This is a genomic window from Shinella sp. GW835-FHT14H05 (assembly GCF_058793575.1).
In genome coordinates this window covers 157,910-174,558 of sequence record NZ_JBXAFY010000009.1, presented here as the reverse complement: position 1 = coordinate 174,558, position 16,649 = coordinate 157,910, and the positions used below count along the sequence as shown (strand labels likewise).

General features: G+C 63.9%; 14 protein-coding genes. 2 read left to right on the top strand and 12 right to left on the bottom strand.

The features are described 5' to 3' along the window. Nucleotides 1–2 precede the first annotated feature (2 nt). The 3 genes from AC1Q6Z_RS24330 to cysG are packed head-to-tail and all read right to left on the bottom strand — an operon-like array spanning nucleotide 3 to nucleotide 3,445. A complete protein-coding gene (locus tag AC1Q6Z_RS24330) occupies nucleotides 3–1,676 on the bottom strand; it encodes a nitrite/sulfite reductase (protein WP_492649584.1) in 1,674 nt (557 codons plus the stop codon). A 10-nt stretch (nucleotides 1,677–1,686) separates the two neighbouring features. Next, entirely contained in the window at nucleotides 1,687–2,004 is a 318-nt protein-coding gene (locus AC1Q6Z_RS24325; RefSeq protein ID WP_256115871.1) for a DUF2849 domain-containing protein, read from the bottom strand. A 1-nt stretch (nucleotide 2,005) separates the two neighbouring features. Further along, nucleotides 2,006–3,445, bottom strand: coding sequence for a siroheme synthase CysG (cysG, locus tag AC1Q6Z_RS24320; RefSeq protein WP_492649583.1), 1,440 nt, complete (start codon nucleotides 3,443–3,445; stop codon nucleotides 2,006–2,008). A gap of 197 nt (nucleotides 3,446–3,642) precedes the next feature. Here cysG and AC1Q6Z_RS24315 point away from each other — a divergent pair, with 197 nt between their 5' ends. After that, nucleotides 3,643–4,230, top strand: coding sequence for a deaminase (locus AC1Q6Z_RS24315; RefSeq protein WP_492649582.1), 588 nt, complete (start codon nucleotides 3,643–3,645; stop codon nucleotides 4,228–4,230). A gap of 9 nt (nucleotides 4,231–4,239) precedes the next feature. Further along, a complete protein-coding gene (mazG, locus tag AC1Q6Z_RS24310) occupies nucleotides 4,240–5,091 on the top strand; it encodes a nucleoside triphosphate pyrophosphohydrolase (RefSeq protein ID WP_492649635.1) in 852 nt (283 codons plus the stop codon). 7 nt (nucleotides 5,092–5,098) lie between these two features. Here the strand turns inward: mazG and hflX are convergent, their stop codons facing one another. From hflX to dusB, 9 genes are all read right to left on the bottom strand, one after another. Continuing rightward, the gene (gene hflX, locus AC1Q6Z_RS24305) at nucleotides 5,099–6,421 is read right to left on the bottom strand and encodes a GTPase HflX (protein ID WP_435268445.1); all 1,323 of its coding nucleotides are present in this window, start codon (nucleotides 6,419–6,421) and stop codon (nucleotides 5,099–5,101) included. Nucleotides 6,422–6,498: 77 nt separating this feature from the next. Next, nucleotides 6,499–6,741: an RNA chaperone Hfq gene (gene hfq / locus AC1Q6Z_RS24300; protein WP_023514954.1), complete on the bottom strand. Its 243-nt coding sequence runs from the start codon at nucleotides 6,739–6,741 to the stop codon at nucleotides 6,499–6,501. Between the two features lie 98 nt (nucleotides 6,742–6,839). Continuing rightward, complete coding sequence (locus AC1Q6Z_RS24295; RefSeq protein WP_492649581.1) at nucleotides 6,840–7,703, bottom strand: D-amino-acid transaminase; 864 nt, start codon at nucleotides 7,701–7,703, stop codon at nucleotides 6,840–6,842. Nucleotides 7,704–7,711: 8 nt separating this feature from the next. After that, on the bottom strand, nucleotides 7,712–9,088 hold the full coding sequence (trkA, locus tag AC1Q6Z_RS24290) for a Trk system potassium transporter TrkA (RefSeq protein WP_492649580.1): 1,377 nt from the start codon (nucleotides 9,086–9,088) through the stop codon (nucleotides 7,712–7,714). Between the two features lie 30 nt (nucleotides 9,089–9,118). Further along, nucleotides 9,119–10,483 (bottom strand): nitrogen assimilation response regulator NtrX, encoded by a 1,365-nt coding sequence (ntrX, locus tag AC1Q6Z_RS24285; protein WP_492649579.1) that lies wholly within the window; start codon nucleotides 10,481–10,483, stop codon nucleotides 9,119–9,121. Then, nucleotides 10,473–12,743 (bottom strand): sensor histidine kinase NtrY-like, encoded by a 2,271-nt coding sequence (locus tag AC1Q6Z_RS24280; protein ID WP_492649634.1) that lies wholly within the window; start codon nucleotides 12,741–12,743, stop codon nucleotides 10,473–10,475. Before AC1Q6Z_RS24280 ends, ntrX begins: the two co-directional genes overlap by 11 nt. Before the next feature lie 208 nt (nucleotides 12,744–12,951). After that, nucleotides 12,952–14,406 (bottom strand): nitrogen regulation protein NR(I), encoded by a 1,455-nt coding sequence (gene ntrC / locus AC1Q6Z_RS24275; RefSeq protein WP_256115862.1) that lies wholly within the window; start codon nucleotides 14,404–14,406, stop codon nucleotides 12,952–12,954. Continuing rightward, on the bottom strand, nucleotides 14,406–15,551 hold the full coding sequence (locus AC1Q6Z_RS24270) for a two-component system sensor histidine kinase NtrB (RefSeq protein WP_492649578.1): 1,146 nt from the start codon (nucleotides 15,549–15,551) through the stop codon (nucleotides 14,406–14,408). Before AC1Q6Z_RS24270 ends, ntrC begins: the two co-directional genes overlap by 1 nt. Beyond that, nucleotides 15,548–16,573 (bottom strand): tRNA dihydrouridine synthase DusB, encoded by a 1,026-nt coding sequence (gene dusB / locus AC1Q6Z_RS24265; protein ID WP_492649577.1) that lies wholly within the window; start codon nucleotides 16,571–16,573, stop codon nucleotides 15,548–15,550. The genes AC1Q6Z_RS24270 and dusB overlap by 4 nt, the downstream gene beginning before the upstream one ends. Nucleotides 16,574–16,649 lie beyond the last annotated feature (76 nt).

Sequence of the window (16,649 nt, the reverse complement as noted above, 5' to 3'; positions counted from 1 at the left end):
CCTCAGGCTGCCGCGGCCGTCTTATCACCGTAGAGCGCATCCTTGAAGGGCTGCGGTCCGACGCGGCGATAGGCATCGAGGAAGATTTCGGACGGATCGAGGCGCAGGCGCAGATAGGTGTCGACGATGACCTCGACGGCATCCGTCACCTTTTCCGGCTCGAAACCGCGGCCGATGATTTCACCGATCGACGTGTTCTCGTCGCCGGAGCCGCCGAGCGTGATTTGGTAAAGCTCCTCGCCCTTCTTCTCGACGCCGAGCAGGCCGATATGGCCGACATGGTGATGGCCGCAGGCATTAATGCAGCCGGAGATTTTTATCTTCAACTCGCCGATCTCGGCCTGCCGCTCGGGCGCGCCGAATCGCAGCGACAGTTCTTGCGCGACGGGGATCGAGCGGGCATTAGCCAGCGCGCAATAGTCCAGGCCCGGACAGGCAATGATATCCGTGATGAGACCGGCGTTCGCCGTCGCAAGGCCGGCGGCAACGAGGCCGCGGTAGATCGGCTCCAGGTCGGCCAGCGCCACATGCGGCAGGATCAGGTTCTGCTCGTGGCTCACGCGGATCTCGTCGAAGGCGTATTCCTCCGCGATGTCGGCCACCGCCTCCATCTGCACGTCCGTCGCATCACCCGGAATGCCGCCGATCGGCTTCAGGGAGATCGTCACCATGCCGTAGTCGGGGTGCTTGTGCGGCTGCACGTTCTGCTGCACCCAGCGGGCGAATTCCGCATCCGCCTTCTTCCACTGCGCAAGGCTCGCCCAGCCTTCCGCGCGCGGCGCCAGTTCCGGCGGGGCGAAATAGGCGGTAATGGCAGCGATGTCCTTTTCCGGTAGCTTCAGCTCGGTGTTTTTGAGTTCGGCGAACTCGACCTCCACCTGCCGCGCCAGTTCTTCCGCACCGGTCTCGTGCACGAGGATCTTGATGCGCGCCTTGTACTTGTTGTCGCGCCGGCCGTGCAGGTTGTACACGCGCATGATCGCGGTCGTGTAGGACAGGAGGTCCTCTTCCGGCAGGAAGTCGCGGATCTTCTTGGCGATCATCGGCGTGCGCCCCTGCCCGCCACCGACATAGACGGCAAAGCCGATGCGGCCGTCGTCGTCCTTCTTCAGGTGCAGGCCGATATCGTGCACCTGGATGGCCGCGCGGTCACGCTCGGCGCCGGTGACGGCGATCTTGAACTTGCGCGGCAGGAAGGAGAATTCCGGATGCACGGAGGACCACTGGCGCAGGATTTCCGCATAGGGCCGCGGGTCGGCGACCTCGTCGGCGGCGGCACCGGCAAAATGGTCGGCCGTGACGTTGCGAATGCAGTTGCCCGACGTCTGGAGCGCATGCATCTCCACCATCGCGAGATCGGCCAGCGCATCCGGCAACTCGTTCAGCTTCGGCCAGTTGTACTGGATGTTCTGGCGCGTGGTGAAATGGCCGTAACCGCGGTCATATTTGCGCGCGATATGCGCCAGCATGCGCATCTGGCGGCCGTTCAGCGTGCCATAGGGAATCGCGACGCGCAGCATATAGGCATGAAGCTGGAGATAGACGCCGTTCATCAGGCGAAGCGGCTTGAACGCGTCCTCGGCAAGCTCGCCGGACAGGCGGCGGCCGACCTGGTCGCGGAACTGCTCAACGCGGTCGGAAACAAAGGCGTGGTCGAATTCGTCGTAGCGATACATGCAGAGATCCTCAAGCCGCCGGTGCGGCCGTCGCGGTCAAGCCGGAATAACCGGCGGCATAGACAATGGTCGGGCCTTCGGCGCGGATGCGTTCGCGCATGCGCAGCGGCCGCAGCACACCATCGACTTCTTCGACGTCGACGACGTTGACGTCAACCACTTTGTTGTCGGCCAGCGCCTGCTTGCCGGTGGCTTCGAGCGCATCGACTGCCTCCTTGTGGCGCGCCACGAAGGCGGCCTGGAGCTGCTCGTTCCAGGTGCCGGCGGCATCCAGCCAGACGGAAATGCCGTCGGAAAGGCGGTTGGCTGTCAGAACCTTGTCGGCCATGTCATGCTCCCAATACTGCTGTGCTGCGCACGCTCTCGCGGATGGCGAGCGGTGCGGAATGTTCGAAATTGGCGCCGGCGACGGCGTCGCCGATGATCACCATGACCGGACCGGAAAGCTCGTCGCGATGTTCGAGCCCCGGCAGGTCCTTGAGCGTGCCGTGCAGCAGCCGCTTGTCGCGACGGCTGGCATTTTCCACCACGGCGACCGTGGTTTCCGCCGGCAGGCCGGCATCCATCAGGCGCGCGGCAACGGAGGCCGCGACGGTACGGCCCATATAGACGGCGACGGTGGCGCCGGAAATCGCAAGCCGCGCCCAGTCCGGCAGCACGGCGCCCGTCAGGTCGTGGCCCGTCGTGAAGACCAGGGACGAGGCGACGCCGCGCAGGGTCAGCGGCAGTTCGAAATCGGCGGCGGCGGCGAAGGCAGAGGTGATGCCCGGCACGATCTCATAGGTCACGCCCGCCTGGCGCAGGGCCGCCATTTCCTCGCCGGCACGGCCATAGACCAGCGGATCGCCGGATTTCAGCCGCACGACGCGCTTGCCGGCCTTGCCGAGCTCGACCAGCAGGTCGTTGATCTCTTCCTGCGACTTGGAATGACAGCCCTTGCGTTTTCCCACGGACAGGCGCTCCGCATCGCGGCGGCCCATGTCGACGATCGCCTGCGGCACCAGCGCATCGAAGACGATGACGTCGGCTTCCATCATCACGCGCTGGGCGCGCAGCGTCAGCAGGTCTTCCGCACCCGGGCCGGCGCCGACGAGCCAGACATGGCCGGCGGCCTTGCCCTGCGAATTCAGCAGCGTGTTGGCAGCGTGGCGGGCGAGATCGATATCGCCATTGTTGACGGCATCGGCGACGGCGCCCTGGAAGAAGCGGCGCCAGAAGACGCGGCGGGTCACGCCGCGCGGCAGCAGGCGATCGACGGCCTCGCGGTAGCCGCTGGCGAGGCTTGCCAGCCGGCCAAGCGACGGCGACAGGATCTGGTCGACCTGCGCGCGGATCATCTGCGCCAGCACAGGGCCGGCGCCTTCCGTGCCAATGGCGACGGCGACGGGCGCGCGGTTGACGAGCGCAGGCGTGAAGAAATCGCAGTAATCCGGCTGGTCGACGGCATTGACCGGAATGCCGAGGGTTCGGGCGGCCGTCGAGATGGCGCGGTCAGCGGCCGCATCGCCCGTTGCGGCGAAGACGAGCGTCGCGCCGGCAATCGCCTCGCTGGAAAAGGGTTCGCGGACGAGCACGAGGCCCTTGTCGGCGATGAAGCGGGCGAAATCGGCTTCCGGCGCTTCCGCCAGAACGACGATCCGGGCATCCGTGTTGAACAGCAGGCGGGCCTTGGCGAAAGCCTCGTCGCCTTCGCCCACGACAACGACCGTCCTGCCGCTCGTGCGGAAGAACGCCGGGAATGTCGAAAGCTTCTGCTGCGGTTCAGTCATGGTCACGTCCGTTGGGAGTGTGCGCACTATCGCGAAAAATGACCATAAACGAAAGAAACATAAATCCTGAACCTTATGGAGGTGCGTATTGTTTTGCTCGCACCTCCCGCATTTTGAGCATAAGTCACCGGCCGCCCTTGCCTGCCCGCCGCGCCGACCGGTAAGGATGCGCCATAAGACCAACCGGGATTCCCATCATGGATCAGGCTGCCCTCGCAAAGCGCCTTCTCGACGTCATCGAATTCGACATCCTGCCGCTGACGCGCGATGGTGTCGCCGCCGGCAACAAGGTGTTTGGCGCGGCGATCCTGAACAAATCTGACCTCTCGCTGGTGCTAGCCGAAACCAACAACGAGACGGAAAATCCGCTCTGGCACGGCGAAGTGCACACGCTGAAGCGCTTCTACGAACGGGCGGAAAAGCCGGATACGAAAGACCTCGTCTTCCTCTCCACGCACGAGCCCTGTTCCATGTGCCTTTCGGCCATCACCTGGGCCGGCTTCGACAATTTCTATTATTTCTTCAGCCACGAGGATTCGCGCGACGCCTTTGCCATCCCGCACGACCTGCGCATCCTGAAGGAGGTTTTCCGGCTTGATCCCGGCGGCTATGCCAAGACCAACGCCTTCTGGCGCTCAGCGGCGATCGCCGATCTCATTGCGACCTCGGATGACGCCGCAAAGGCGGACCTTCAAAAACAGGACGCCGAAATCCGCGCCGCCTATGACGGATTGTCGGAAAGCTACCAGTCCGGCAAGGCCGGCAACAGCATTCCACTGAACTGAGTGATGGCGATGGAACCGAGCCGCGAGATTGAACGCCTGATCGAGATCATGGCGGCGCTGCGCCAGCCGGAGACCGGCTGCCCCTGGGATGTCGTCCAGACCTTCGAGACGATCAAACCTTATACGATCGAGGAGGCCTATGAGGTCGCCGATGCGATCGAGCGCAACGACATGGACGACCTCTGCGAGGAGCTGGGCGACCTGTTGTTGCAGGTGGTTTTTCATGCCCGGATGGCGGAGGAGCGCGGCGAATTCGATTTCGGCAGCGTCGTCGAAGCCGTCACACGCAAAATGATTCGCCGCCATCCGCATGTCTTCACCCGCTCGGATGCGGACACGCCCGAGGCGGTGAAGCTGCAATGGGACGACATCAAGCAGGCGGAAAAGCGCGAGCGCAAGGAACGGCGCGCCAAGCGCGGCCTGCCGGAGGATCCGTTGCGCGGCCATCTCGGCTCGGTGCAGCGCTCGTTCCCGGCGCTGGTCGAGGCCCTGAAGCTTCAGGAACGCGCCGCCAAGGTCGGCTTCGACTGGTCGGAACCGGCCCCCATCCTCGACAAGATCGAGGAAGAAATCGGCGAATTGCGCGAGGCGCTGCGCAATGACGACGAGGCGGCTGTCGCCGACGAGCTTGGCGACCTGATCTTCGCTCTGGTCAATATCGGCCGCCATGTCGGCGCCGATCCGGAAATGGCGCTGCGCGGCACGAACACGAAATTCCGCAACCGCTTCTCCCATATCGAGGACAGCCTCGCCGCCAACGGCGAAAGCCTCGAAGCGGCGACGCTGGAGCGCATGGAAGAACTGTGGCAGGCCGCCAAGCAGATCGAGCGCAGCCTGGATAACGCATCGTCAACAGAATGACGTAACGTCAGCGTTCCCAGTCTTCGCGTGCAGTCCTCTGGCCAATGCCGAGGCGGCGGTCGAGTTCGGCGGCTTCGGTTTCGGTCAGCCGCAGTTCCAGCCGCACATTGCCGTCTTCCATATCCTCGCGATGATCGACGATCGAATGATCGTAAATCCACGGCAGCAGCTGTAGCTGCATCACCGGCACGACGATATCGCGATCGACGAGCACGCCGGAAAGCCGCTGGTTGATCTCGGCGAGCAGCGTATCGACGCCCTCGCCCGAGATCGCAGAGACGGCGATGACGTTCGGCTGTGTTTCCGCCTTCTGCACGAGCGCGGCGCGCCCCTCCGGCTCCAGCCGGTCGATCTTGTTCCAGACTTCAAGGATGCGCTCCGCGCCGTCCTTCTCGTCGATGCCGAGATCGGTAAGAATGCGAAGAACGTCCGCCGATTGCGCGCCGTTGTCCGGGTCGGACATGTCGCGCACATGCAGGATGAGATCGGCTTCCAGCACCTCTTCCAGCGTCGCGCGGAAGGCGGCGACGAGATGGGTCGGCAGGTTGGAGATGAAGCCCACGGTATCGGACAGGATGACCGTGCGGCCCTGCGGCAGCTTCATGCGGCGCAGCGTCGGGTCGAGCGTGGCGAAGAGCATATCTTCGGCCAGCACGCCTGCCCCGGTGATGCGGTTGAACAGCGTCGACTTGCCGGCATTGGTATAGCCGACGAGCGCCACGATCGGATGCGGCACCTTCTTGCGCTTGGAGCGGTGAAGCTGGCGGGTGCGGCGCACCTGCTCCAGCTCGCGCTCCAGCTTGATGATCTTGTCCTGCAGCAGCCGGCGGTCAGCTTCGATCTGCGTTTCACCCGGACCGCCCATGAAGCCCGCACCACCGCGCTGGCGTTCAAGGTGGGTCCAGCTGCGCACCAGCCGGCCCTTCTGATAGTTGAGATGCGCAAGCTCGACCTGCAACGTGCCTTCCTTGGTGGAGGCGCGGCGGCCAAAGATTTCCAGAATGAGGCCCGTGCGGTCGATGACCTTGGCGTTCCATTCCTTTTCGAGATTGCGCTGCTGCACCGGCGTCAGTGGATGGTCGACGATCACGAGGCCGGCGTCGTTTTCATCGAGCGCCGCCTTGATCTCCGCGATCTTGCCGCTGCCGAGCAGCGTGCCGGGCTTCGGCTGGCTGACGGGCACGAGCGCCGAATGGGTGATGGTGAGGTCGATCGCCCGCGCAAGGCCGATGGCCTCTTCCAGCCGTGCCTCTTCGGAGCGCGCCATGGCGCCCTGGTCGGACTGGCCGCGTGCGCCCTTCAACACGGGGGCTATCACGACAGCGCGCATATCGTCCCGGTGCTTTTCAGCCTCCGGAACGATGGAATCCTTGTTTGAATCGGATTTTTTAATTTTCGTGGGTCCTGTCAGGAGCCGCTTTCCTCGGTCTCGAACATCTGCAACGGCTGGCCCGGCATGATGGTGGAGATCGCGTGTTTGTACACGAGCTGCGAATGACCGTCGCGACGGAGCAGCACACAGAAATTGTCGAACGACGTGACAACCCCAGTCAGCTTGACCCCGTTGATGAGAAAGATCGTGAGAGAAATCTTTTGCTTGCGAACGGTATTAAGAAAAAGATCCTGCAGGTTCTGAGAACGTTCCGCCATCGCGCCGCTTCTTTCTGATTGCCGGCCCTTGAGACCGGTTGCCTGAAAATAAATTGTCCCCTTGCCCGGCAGAAACTGCCGGACCGTCGATTTTGGTATCAAATCGCAGTCTTCTCCGCAACGGCGAAAAAGGCTTCGCGGATTTTCTGCGCCGCCATGCCGGGATGGCCGTTGGCGATGGTCACGCCATCGACGGAAACGACCGGCAGGCAGATCGTCGTGGCGCCGGTGACGAAGATTTCCCGCGCCTCCAGCATCTCCGCAACGGAGAATCGACGCTCTGTGACCGGCAGGCCAAGCCTTTCCGCGACATCCATCAGCGTCCTGCGGGTGATGCCGCTAAGAATGCCATGGTCCGCGGGCCTTGTGACGAGGTTTCCGGCCTTGTCGACGATCCAGAGATTCGTCGCGCCACCCTCGGTCACATTGCCCTCGCCGTCCACAAAAATCGCCTCCTGCGCCCCCGCCTCCTTCGCCTGCTGGCGTGCCAGCACGTTCGGCAGCAGGCCGACGGTCTTGATGTCGACCCGGCCCCAGCGGTTGTCCTTGACCGTGATCGCCTTGATTCCCGCCGCATATTTCGCGGCATTCACCGCCGGGTTCAGGCTCTTGGCCGTAACGACCAGCGAGGCCCGCACATCCGGCGACGGAAAGACGTGGTCGCGCTTGGCGACGCCGCGCGTTACCTGGAGATAGACCATGCCGTTAACGACATGGTTGCGGCGCAGCACCTGCCGCATGATTCCCGAAAGTGCTGCGCGCGGCATGGGCGGGCGGATGCGGATTTCACTAAGCGAGCGATCAAGCCGGTCGAGATGGCGCGTCAGATCGACGATAAAGCCGCGCTGCACCTGGCAGACCTCGTAGACCGCGTCCGCAAAGACAAAACCCCGGTCCTCGATATGCACCGCGGCATCGGCATGGCGGACATATCGGCCGTTGACATAGGCGATACGCGGCATCGGAGATCCTAGAAATACTGAATGCTGACGCGGAAGAGCTGCTCGACATGGCGCACGGCCGCGGCGGCGGCGAACAGCACGACGCGATCCTTCGCCTTGATCTTCGTCTCGCCATCCGGGCGGATCACCGTCTTGTCGCGATAGATCGCGCCGATGCGAATACCGGGCGGCAGTTCAAGCTCGCGTAGCGGCTTGCCGACAAGCGGGGAAGTCTCCAGCGCTTCCGCCTCGATCACTTCCGCAGACCCCTTTTGCACCGCATAGACCGAGCGGATCCGGCCCTTGCGGACATGTTGCAGGATGCCGGAGATCGTCACGGCGCGTGGATTGATATGCGCATCGATGCCGAGCGTCTTGGTGAAATCCTGGTAGCTCGGATCGTTGATCAAAACGAGGTTCTGCTTGCAGCCAAGTCGCTTGGCCATCACGCTGCCCAGGATGTTGATCTGGTCGTTGTTGGTCAGCGCGACGATCAGGTCAGCATCCTGGATATCGGCCTGGAGCAGCATCTTCTGGTCGAGCGCCGAGCCATGCAGCACGACGGTGTTGCGCAGCTTGTCGGCAACCGCCACCGCGCGCTCGCGGTCGTTCTCGATGATCTTCAGCCGGGTCTTCGGCTGGTAATCCTCGATCGCCTTGGCGACGAAATAGCCGATATTGCCGCCGCCGGCGATGACGATTCGGGCTGCTTCCTGCTCCTCATGGCCGAACAGCGCCAGTGTGCGCCGCACATGCCCCTTGTCGCAGACCACATAGGCGAGATCGCCGGAATGCAGCTGGTCCGAGGAATTCGGCACGAAGAGCTTTCCACTGGAAAAGATGCCGGTAACGGTGGCGTTCAGGTCCGGAAAGAGTTCACTCAGTTGCTTCAGCGGCGTCTCGACGACCGGGCAGTCCTCCATGCACTCGATCGCGACCATGACGATGCGGTCGTCGGCAAAGCGCACGACATCCGTCGCGCCCGGGAAGGAGATGCGCCGCAGCACCATCTTGCCCACCTCGACTTCCGGCGAGATGGTGACGTCGATCGGCATGTGTTCGCGCGAAAACAGGTCGGAATATTCCGGCGCGAGATAACTTTGCGACCGAATGCGCGCGATCTTGGTCGGCACATTGAACAGTGAATGGGCCACCTGGCAGGCGACCATGTTGATCTCGTCGAACAGCGTAACGGCGATCAGCATGTCCGCCTGGTCGGCGCCGGCCTTCGCCAGCACCTCCGGATGCGCGCCATGGCCGACGATGCCGCTGACATCCAGCGTCTCGGTGATAGCGGCGATCAGCGACGGCTGCGTGTCGATCACCGAGACGTCGTTGCCCTCCTCCGAGAGACGCTCTGCGATACCGTAACCGACGCGACCGGCGCCGCAGATGATGACCTTCATGCCCAAGAATCCCTCAAAACCCTGAGGGCCTTATACGCCAAGCGATTTCAGTTTGCGATGGAGCGCAGAACGTTCCATGCCGACGAATTCGGCCGTGCGGGAAATGTTCCCGCCGAAGCGGTTGATCTGGGCGATGAGATAGTCGCGTTCGAACATTTCGCGCGCCTCGCGCAGCGGCAGCGTCATGATGTGCTGGTCGCCCTGCGTCGAAATCTTCGGCAGCATGTCGCCCACTTCCGTCGGCAGCATGTCGGCGGTGATCGCCGTGTCCGGACCGTCGCTGCGGGCGAGAATCATCAGCCGCTCGATATTGTTGCGCAACTGGCGGATATTTCCGGGCCAGTCGTGCGCCTGGAGAACGGCCAGCGCGTCGTCGCCGATTTTTCGCGCGCGGATGCCAGCCTGTTCGCTGATCTGGCGCATGAACATGTCGACGAGGAAGGGAATGTCCTCGCGCCGCTCGGCGAGCGGCGGCACGCGCACCGGCACCACGGCGAGGCGATGGTAAAGATCCTCGCGGAAACCGCCCTCGGCGATCAGGCTTTCGAGATTGTAGGCGGTGGACGAGATGATGCGCACATCCACCTTCACCCGCTTCGAGCCGCCGACGCGCTCGAACTGCTGGTCGACCAGCACGCGAAGGATCTTGTTCTGCGTCTCGCGCGGCATTTCGCCGATCTCGTCGAGATAGAGGATGCCGCCGTGCGATTCCTCCAGCGCACCCGTCTTGCGCGACTGGCCGGGCGTGCCCTCGGTGCCGAAGAGGGCAACCTCCATGCGCTCCGGCGTGATTGCCGCGGCGTTGAGCACCACAAACGGACCGGCCGCCCGAGTGGATTTGCGGTGGATCATTCGCGCCACCAGCTCCTTGCCAGACCCGGAGGGGCCGAGGATCATGATGCGGCTGTTGGTCGGTGAAACCTTGTCGATCGTCTGGCGCAGTTGCGAGACGGCGACGGAGGTGCCGATCAGCTCGGCCGGATCGCCGGAGCGCTTCTTCAGCTCCGTCACCTCGCGGCGCAGTTTCGAATTCTCCAGCGCCCGCTCGGCGATGAGAATCAAGCGGTCGGCCTTGAACGGCTTCTCGATGAAATCATAGGCGCCGCGGCGGATCGCCGAAACCGCGGTCTCGATATTGCCGTGACCGGAGATCATCACCACCGGCAGGTCGGGATGGCGGCTCTTGATCTCGTCGAGCAACGCGAGCCCGTCGAGCTTGCTGCCCTGCATCCAGATGTCGAGGAAGATGAGGCGCGGCACGCGGTCACTGATGGCGGCCAGCGCACTGTCGCTGTCAAAGGCCGTGCGCGTCTCATGGCCCTCGTCGGATAGAATGCCGGAGACGATCTCGCGAATATCCTGTTCGTCGTCCACCACAAGAATATCAGACGCCATGGCTCACTTCCTTGCTTTTATTGTCTGCATCGACGGCCGCCGTTTCCTCGTAGGGCAGGATCACGCGGATCATCGCCCCATGGCCGTTGTCGAATTCCGCAGGCGCGTCATGCAGTTCCAGCTGCCCGCCATGGTCTTCGATAATCTTCTTCACGATGGCGAGGCCAAGCCCCGTGCCCTTCTCGCGCATCGTCATGTAGGGTTCGAGAATCCGGTGCCGGTTCTCCATCGGCAAACCCTTGCCGTTGTCAATCACATCAACGACGAACCGCCGTCCTGCGTCGTCGGGCGTCGCCCGCACGAGGACCTTGCGCTCGTCGCGCGTCACGTCCGGAGGCAATGCCTCGATCGCCTCCACGGCGTTCTTGATGAGGTTGCCGAAGGCCTGGCCGAGCATGCGCGCATCGAACAGACCTTCGAGCGGCTCGTCGCCAAAATCCTTGCGGAAGACGACATGGTTGTTGCCCATCTCGCGCAGGAAAACCGCATCCTTCAGGATGTTGCGCAGGTCTGACCGTTCCTTGGTCGGTTTGGGCATGCGCGCAAAAGCGGAGAATTCATCGACCATGCGGCCGATATCTTCGACCTGGCGCACGATCGTATCCGTACACTGGTCGAAGACCGCGCGGTCTTCCTGGTCGATCTGCTTGCCATAACGCCGGCGAATGCGCTCGGCGGAAAGCTGGATCGGCGTCAGCGGGTTCTTGATCTCGTGCGCGATGCGCCGCGCCACATCGGCCCAGGCGGTCGAGCGCTGGGCGATGACGAGATCGGTAATGTCGTCGATGGTCACGACGTAGGAATCCTTGGCGTCCTTCGCCTCTTCGCGCGTCACCTGCACGTTCAGCGTCCGCTCCTTGCCGCCGTGCATGATGTTGATCTGCTTGCGGTAATTGCTCCGGTGGCGGGTGGAGCCCTCTGCCAGCACGGCCGCGATTTCCGGCGCCACGTCCGTCAGCGGCTGGCCGATCAGGTCGTTGGCATTGCGCCCGAGCAGGATTTCCGCCGAGAGATTGGCGATCGTCATGCGCCCGTCGTCCTCGACACCGATGACGGCGGCCGTGACCCCCGACAGCACCGCTTCGATGAAGCGGCGGCGGTGGTCGACCTCGTCCTTCGCGTCGAGAATCTGGTCCTGCTGCGCGCGGATTTCCGCGATCATCTTATTGAAGGTGCGCGAAAGGTTACCGACGTCGCCATCCGCCGTGCGCACCGGCACGCTGACATCGAGGTTGCCGGATGCCACGCTGTCGGCAGCGCCGATGAGTTGCCGGATCGGCCGCACGATACGGTCGGCGACCGCGATCGCCGTCCAAATCGCGGCGAGCAGCACGATCAGCGCGAAGCCGAGATAGAGCACACCGAAGGCGATCTGCAGGGTCGTGCGCCCGGCTTCCAGCGCGCGGTACTCCGCCGTGTTCTCCTCCATCAGCCGCATGGAGCGCATGACTTCCGGATCGACCGTGCGGATCGTATAGAGGAAGGCGTCGGGAATGTTGTCGAGCTTGATGATGGCGCCGACGAGGTTGGTCGTGCCCGGCGGGATCAGCGTCGGCTGGCCGGCCGCGGACGCCTTCAGCGCATCTTCCGGCACTGCCGGCAGCGGATTTTCGATCTGGATGTTCGCCTGCAGAATGGTCGAGCCATCGGCGCGCAGCAGGAAGGCGCCGAGCATGTTGCGCCCCCGCGCCTGCCGCGTCATCAACTCGATGAAGCCGGTGCGGTCGAGGCTGTAGAGCTGGCGGTTGCGGTCGAGGTCGTTGGCCATCGAGGCCGTCTGGCCCTGCAGATAGCTCGCATTTTCCAGCACATAGGCTTGCGCCACATTGAGCGACGAGCTGACGATCGACTGGGTGCGGATGGAGAACCAGCGGTCGAGGCCGACGTCGAGCGTGATGGAGGCGAAGATCGCCACGAGCACCGCGGGCGTGATCGCGACGATGGAGAAGAGCGCCACGATGCGCACATGCAGCCGCGCGGCCGCACGGCCACGGCTGCGGGCGCGCAGCAGCCGCAAAATCTCGCGGCCGATAAGGAACATCAGGCCGACGATGAAGACCGCATTGATCGCCGCCGAGGCGATGACGACATTGGCTTCCGGCTTGATCGGCGTCAGGCCGAGCAGGATGAACAGGGAGATCGTCGCGGCAACGAGCGCGCCGCCCGCAAGCACCAGGCCCGGCAAGGCGAAGGAGGCGCGCCGGTCGGCACCCGTTCCCTTCTCATTTCCGCTCGAAAGCAGGCTCACGCCGTCCGTCATCTGCCGCATCGCTTCCCCACCGTACACCCTGGAAAGGTGCCGGCGTTGTTCTCGTGTTTTGGGAGTAGCGCCGACCGCGCGAGGAACCGGCCGCTTGTCGCACCCGGATCCATGACGATCAGGCACGCGGACCTATTCGGCCGCAAAACCCCTCTGTTACCCTCAAGCAACAGATTGTGGCCAAAATGCAACGCCGCTTGCCGTTAAGTCAAGCAGAGCGCGAACTTCTGTACACAGATACACCCAGTTCGCGAATTTTCTTGCGCAGCGTGTTGCGGTTGAGGCCAAGCAGGTCGGCGGCCTTGATTTGGTTGCCGCGCGTGGCGGTAAGTGCGGCCAGAATCAGCGGGTATTCCACCTCGGCCAGCACGCGGTCATAGAGCCCGGCCGGCGGCAGCCCATCGCCAAAACTCGAAAAATACTGCCGCATGTTTTCCTCGACCGCCTGCGAGATCGAGAGCGAGCCGCCGCGCACCACGGTCTTTTCGATCGGGCTGTCGGGAATATCGGCGCGCAGCTCCGTCTCGATGATCTCGCGGGAGATGACATCCTGCGGATAGAGCGCGGTCAGCCGGCGCACAACGTTTTCCAGCTCGCGCACGTTGCCCGGCCAGGGATGCGCCTTCATCAGCTCCAGCGCCTCCTGGTCGAAGCGCTTGGCGTCGAGCCCTTCCTTCTCCGCCTGCTGCACGAAATGGCGCACGAGATCGGGAATGTCCTCTGCGCGATCACGCAACGGCGGCAGGCGCAGCGGCACGACGTTCAGGCGGTAATACAGGTCCTCGCGAAAAAGGCCCTGGTTGATAGATTGCTTCAGGTCTTTGTTGGTCGCCGCCACGATACGCACGTCGGTGCGGATGGGCGTGCGGCCGCCGACGGTCGTGTATTCGCCCTGCTGGAGCACGCGCAACAGCCGTGTCTGCGCGTCCATCGGCATGTCGCCGATCTCGTCGAGAAATAGCGTGCCGCCCTCGGCCTGCTCGAAGCGGCCGGTCGAGCGCGTCTGCGCGCCGGTGAAGGCGCCCTTCTCGTGGCCGAACAGTTCCGATTCGATGAGGTCGCGCGGGATCGCCGCCATGTTGATCGCGACGAAGGGGCCGTTGCGGCGCTTGCCATAATCGTGCAGCGCGCGGGCGACGAGTTCCTTGCCGGTGCCCGATTCGCCGGTGATCATCAGCGTCAGGTCCGTCTGCATCAGGCGGGCGAGCACGCGGTAGATTTCCTGCATCGCCGCCGAGCGGCCGACGAGCGGCATGCCGTCCTGCGTGTCGTCGTCGAGGCGGGCGGGCTTGCGCTTCGGCTCGGACAGCGCCCGGCCGATGATCGCGATCAGTTCGGTGAGGTCGAACGGCTTCGGCAGGTAGTCGTAAGCGCCCTTCTCCGAGGCCTTGATCGCCGTCATGAAGGTGTTTTGCGCGCTCATTACCAGCACCGGCAGGTCCGGCCTCGCCTTCTTGATGCGCGGCAAGAGGTCGAAGGCGTTTTCGTCCGGCATCACGACGTCGGTGACGACGATGTCGCCCTCGCCGGCGGCAATCCAGCGCCACAGGGTCGCCGCGTTGGAGGTAATGCGCACGTCATATCCGGCGCGGCTCAGTGCCTGATTGAGAACCGTGCGGATCGCGGCATCGTCATCGGCAACGAGGACTGTGGCGCCTGTCATCAGATATGTCCTTTGGTCTTGGGAAAGTCGTCTTCTTCGCTGACGCCGCGCGACGCGGGCATCAGCACGCGGAAGGTGGTGCGGCTACCCTGGCTGTCGCATTCCACGATGCCGCCATGGCCGCCGATGATTTTTGCAACGAGCGCAAGGCCGAGGCCGGAGCCGTTGGTCTTGGTCGTGATGAAGGGATCGAAGAGATGCGGCAGCAGGTCCGATGGCACGCCCGGTCCGTTGTCGTGCACGCAGAATTCCAGCGGCAGCGAAATCTTCTCCCGCGTGCCGGCCACCGAGAGCCGGATGCCCGGCCGATAGGCGGTGGTGAGCTGGATCTCGCCGTCCGGCCGGTCGCCGATCGCTTCCGAGGCGTTCTTGATGAGGTTCAGGAAGACCTGCACGAGCTGGTCGCGGTTGGCGAAGACCGGCGGCAGCGACGGATCGTAGAGCTCTGTGATCTTGATGTTGCGTGCAAAACCCGCCCGGGCGACGACCTTCACATGGTCGAGCACGGCATGGATGTTGAGCGGCACGCGGTCGACCGGACGCTCGTCGGAAAACACCTCCATGCGGTCGACCAGCGAGACGATGCGGTCGGTCTCCTCGCAGATCAGCCGCGTCAGCGCGCGGTCCTCGTCGATGACGGAGGTTTCCAGAAGCTGTGCGGCACCGCGAATGCCGGACAGCGGGTTCTTGATCTCGTGCGCCAGCATGGAGGCGAGCCCCGTCACCGAGCGCGCCGCACCGCGATGGGTCAATTGCCTGTCGATCTTGTCCGCCATGGAGCGTTCCTGGATGACGATCACCACCGAACCCGGCTCGGTCGTCACCGGCGCCACATAGATATCGACGAGCTTTTCCGCCCCCAGCCGCGGCGAGGAAAGGTCGACACGGTACTCGCTGACCGGCGCCTTGCGCTCGCGCACCTGGTCGATCAGCGTCAGCAGCGGGCTGCCGAAGGGAATGACGGTGGAGACGTTGTGGCGGGCGAGATGGCTGGCGCTCGCTCCGAAAAACGATTCGGCCTCCCAATTGGCAAAGGCGATCAGGCCGCTCGCATCGACGAGGATCACCGGGTTCTGGATGGCGTTAAGCACGGCGAGCGCCAGTTCGGGTGCTGCGGCATGCGGCTCTGCGGTCTTTCCCGTCATGCAGCCTCCCCGAGTTTCACGGTTTCAGCGCCGAGCAGCGCGGCCGCCAGGCGATCGGCGACGAAATCGCTGTCGCGCGCCGTCATGATCTCCGCCTTTGCCGCGCCCGGCAGGCCCGGCGCAAAACGCTCCAGATACCAGCCGACGTGTTTTCGCGCATGGCGCAGCCCTGCCTCGACGCCGTAGAAATCGAGCATCATGCGGTAGTGCTCCACCGCGACCGCTGCAATCTCTTCCGTCGAAGGATGCGCCGCAGCGCCGGCCAGCACCGCGGGATGCCACGGCCGGCCCTGCGCCGAACGGCCAATCATCACGGCATCGGCCCCGGAACGCCGCAGGATCTCCTCGGCGTCCGCCGCCGTTTCCACGTCACCGTTCGCAATGAGTGGAATCGTCAGAACATCACGAACCGCGCGGATCGCGTCCCAGTCGGCCCGGCCTTCGTAGAACTGCATGCGCGTGCGCCCGTGCACCGTGATCATCGCGGCCCCCGCCGCCTCGGCGCGCTGGGCGATGTGCGGCGCATTGATCGAATCGTGATCCCAGCCAAGCCGCATCTTCACCGTCACCGGCACCTTCACCGCGTTCACGGTCGCCTCGATCAGGCCCAATGCATGGTCGGGATCGCGCATCAGCGCGGAACCGGAATAGCCGCCGATCACCTTCTTGGCGGGGCAGCCCATGTTGATATCGATGATGTCGGCGCCCTCGCCCTCGGCAATCTTTGCTGCCTCGGCCATCCAATGCGCCTCGCGGCCGGCAAGCTGCACCATATGCGGCCGGATGCCGCAATTGCGGATGCGCGACCAGCTTTCGCGCGCGTTCAGCGCCAGTTCGCGGCTCGCTACCATCTCCGTCACCACCAGCCCCGCACCAAATCGCCAGGCGAGATCGCGGAACGGCAGGTCCGTCACGCCGGACATCGGCGCCAGCACGACCCGGTTCCGGAGGGTCCGGCCGCCGATCGCAAGGGGCGCTGACAGGGTGGGGATCGTCAAATGCTCATCTTTCAAGCAGGTCATCTCTCTGCACTATTTTTAGCCATTGTTGTCGTTCTTGCCAAGCCGCAATCACATCGGACTGCAATTTTCCGCGGGA

Coding starts and splice junctions, on each gene's coding strand:
- hfq (WP_023514954.1), bottom strand. CDS start 6,741: ATGGCGGAACGTTCTCAGAACCTGCAGGATCTTTTTCTTAATACCGTT.
- dusB (WP_492649577.1), bottom strand. CDS start 16,573: ATGACCTGCTTGAAAGATGAGCATTTGACGATCCCCACCCTGTCAGCG.
- ntrC (WP_256115862.1), bottom strand. CDS start 14,406: ATGACAGGCGCCACAGTCCTCGTTGCCGATGACGATGCCGCGATCCGC.
- cysG (WP_492649583.1), bottom strand. CDS start 3,445: ATGACTGAACCGCAGCAGAAGCTTTCGACATTCCCGGCGTTCTTCCGC.
- AC1Q6Z_RS24325 (WP_256115871.1), bottom strand. CDS start 2,004: ATGGCCGACAAGGTTCTGACAGCCAACCGCCTTTCCGACGGCATTTCC.
- AC1Q6Z_RS24330 (WP_492649584.1), bottom strand. CDS start 1,676: ATGTATCGCTACGACGAATTCGACCACGCCTTTGTTTCCGACCGCGTT.
- AC1Q6Z_RS24280 (WP_492649634.1), bottom strand. CDS start 12,743: ATGACGGACGGCGTGAGCCTGCTTTCGAGCGGAAATGAGAAGGGAACG.
- trkA (WP_492649580.1), bottom strand. CDS start 9,088: ATGAAGGTCATCATCTGCGGCGCCGGTCGCGTCGGTTACGGTATCGCA.
- mazG (WP_492649635.1), top strand. CDS start 4,240: ATGGAACCGAGCCGCGAGATTGAACGCCTGATCGAGATCATGGCGGCG.
- ntrX (WP_492649579.1), bottom strand. CDS start 10,483: ATGGCGTCTGATATTCTTGTGGTGGACGACGAACAGGATATTCGCGAG.
- AC1Q6Z_RS24315 (WP_492649582.1), top strand. CDS start 3,643: ATGGATCAGGCTGCCCTCGCAAAGCGCCTTCTCGACGTCATCGAATTC.
- AC1Q6Z_RS24270 (WP_492649578.1), bottom strand. CDS start 15,551: ATGACGGGAAAGACCGCAGAGCCGCATGCCGCAGCACCCGAACTGGCG.
- hflX (WP_435268445.1), bottom strand. CDS start 6,421: ATGCGCGCTGTCGTGATAGCCCCCGTGTTGAAGGGCGCACGCGGCCAG.
- AC1Q6Z_RS24295 (WP_492649581.1), bottom strand. CDS start 7,703: ATGCCGCGTATCGCCTATGTCAACGGCCGATATGTCCGCCATGCCGAT.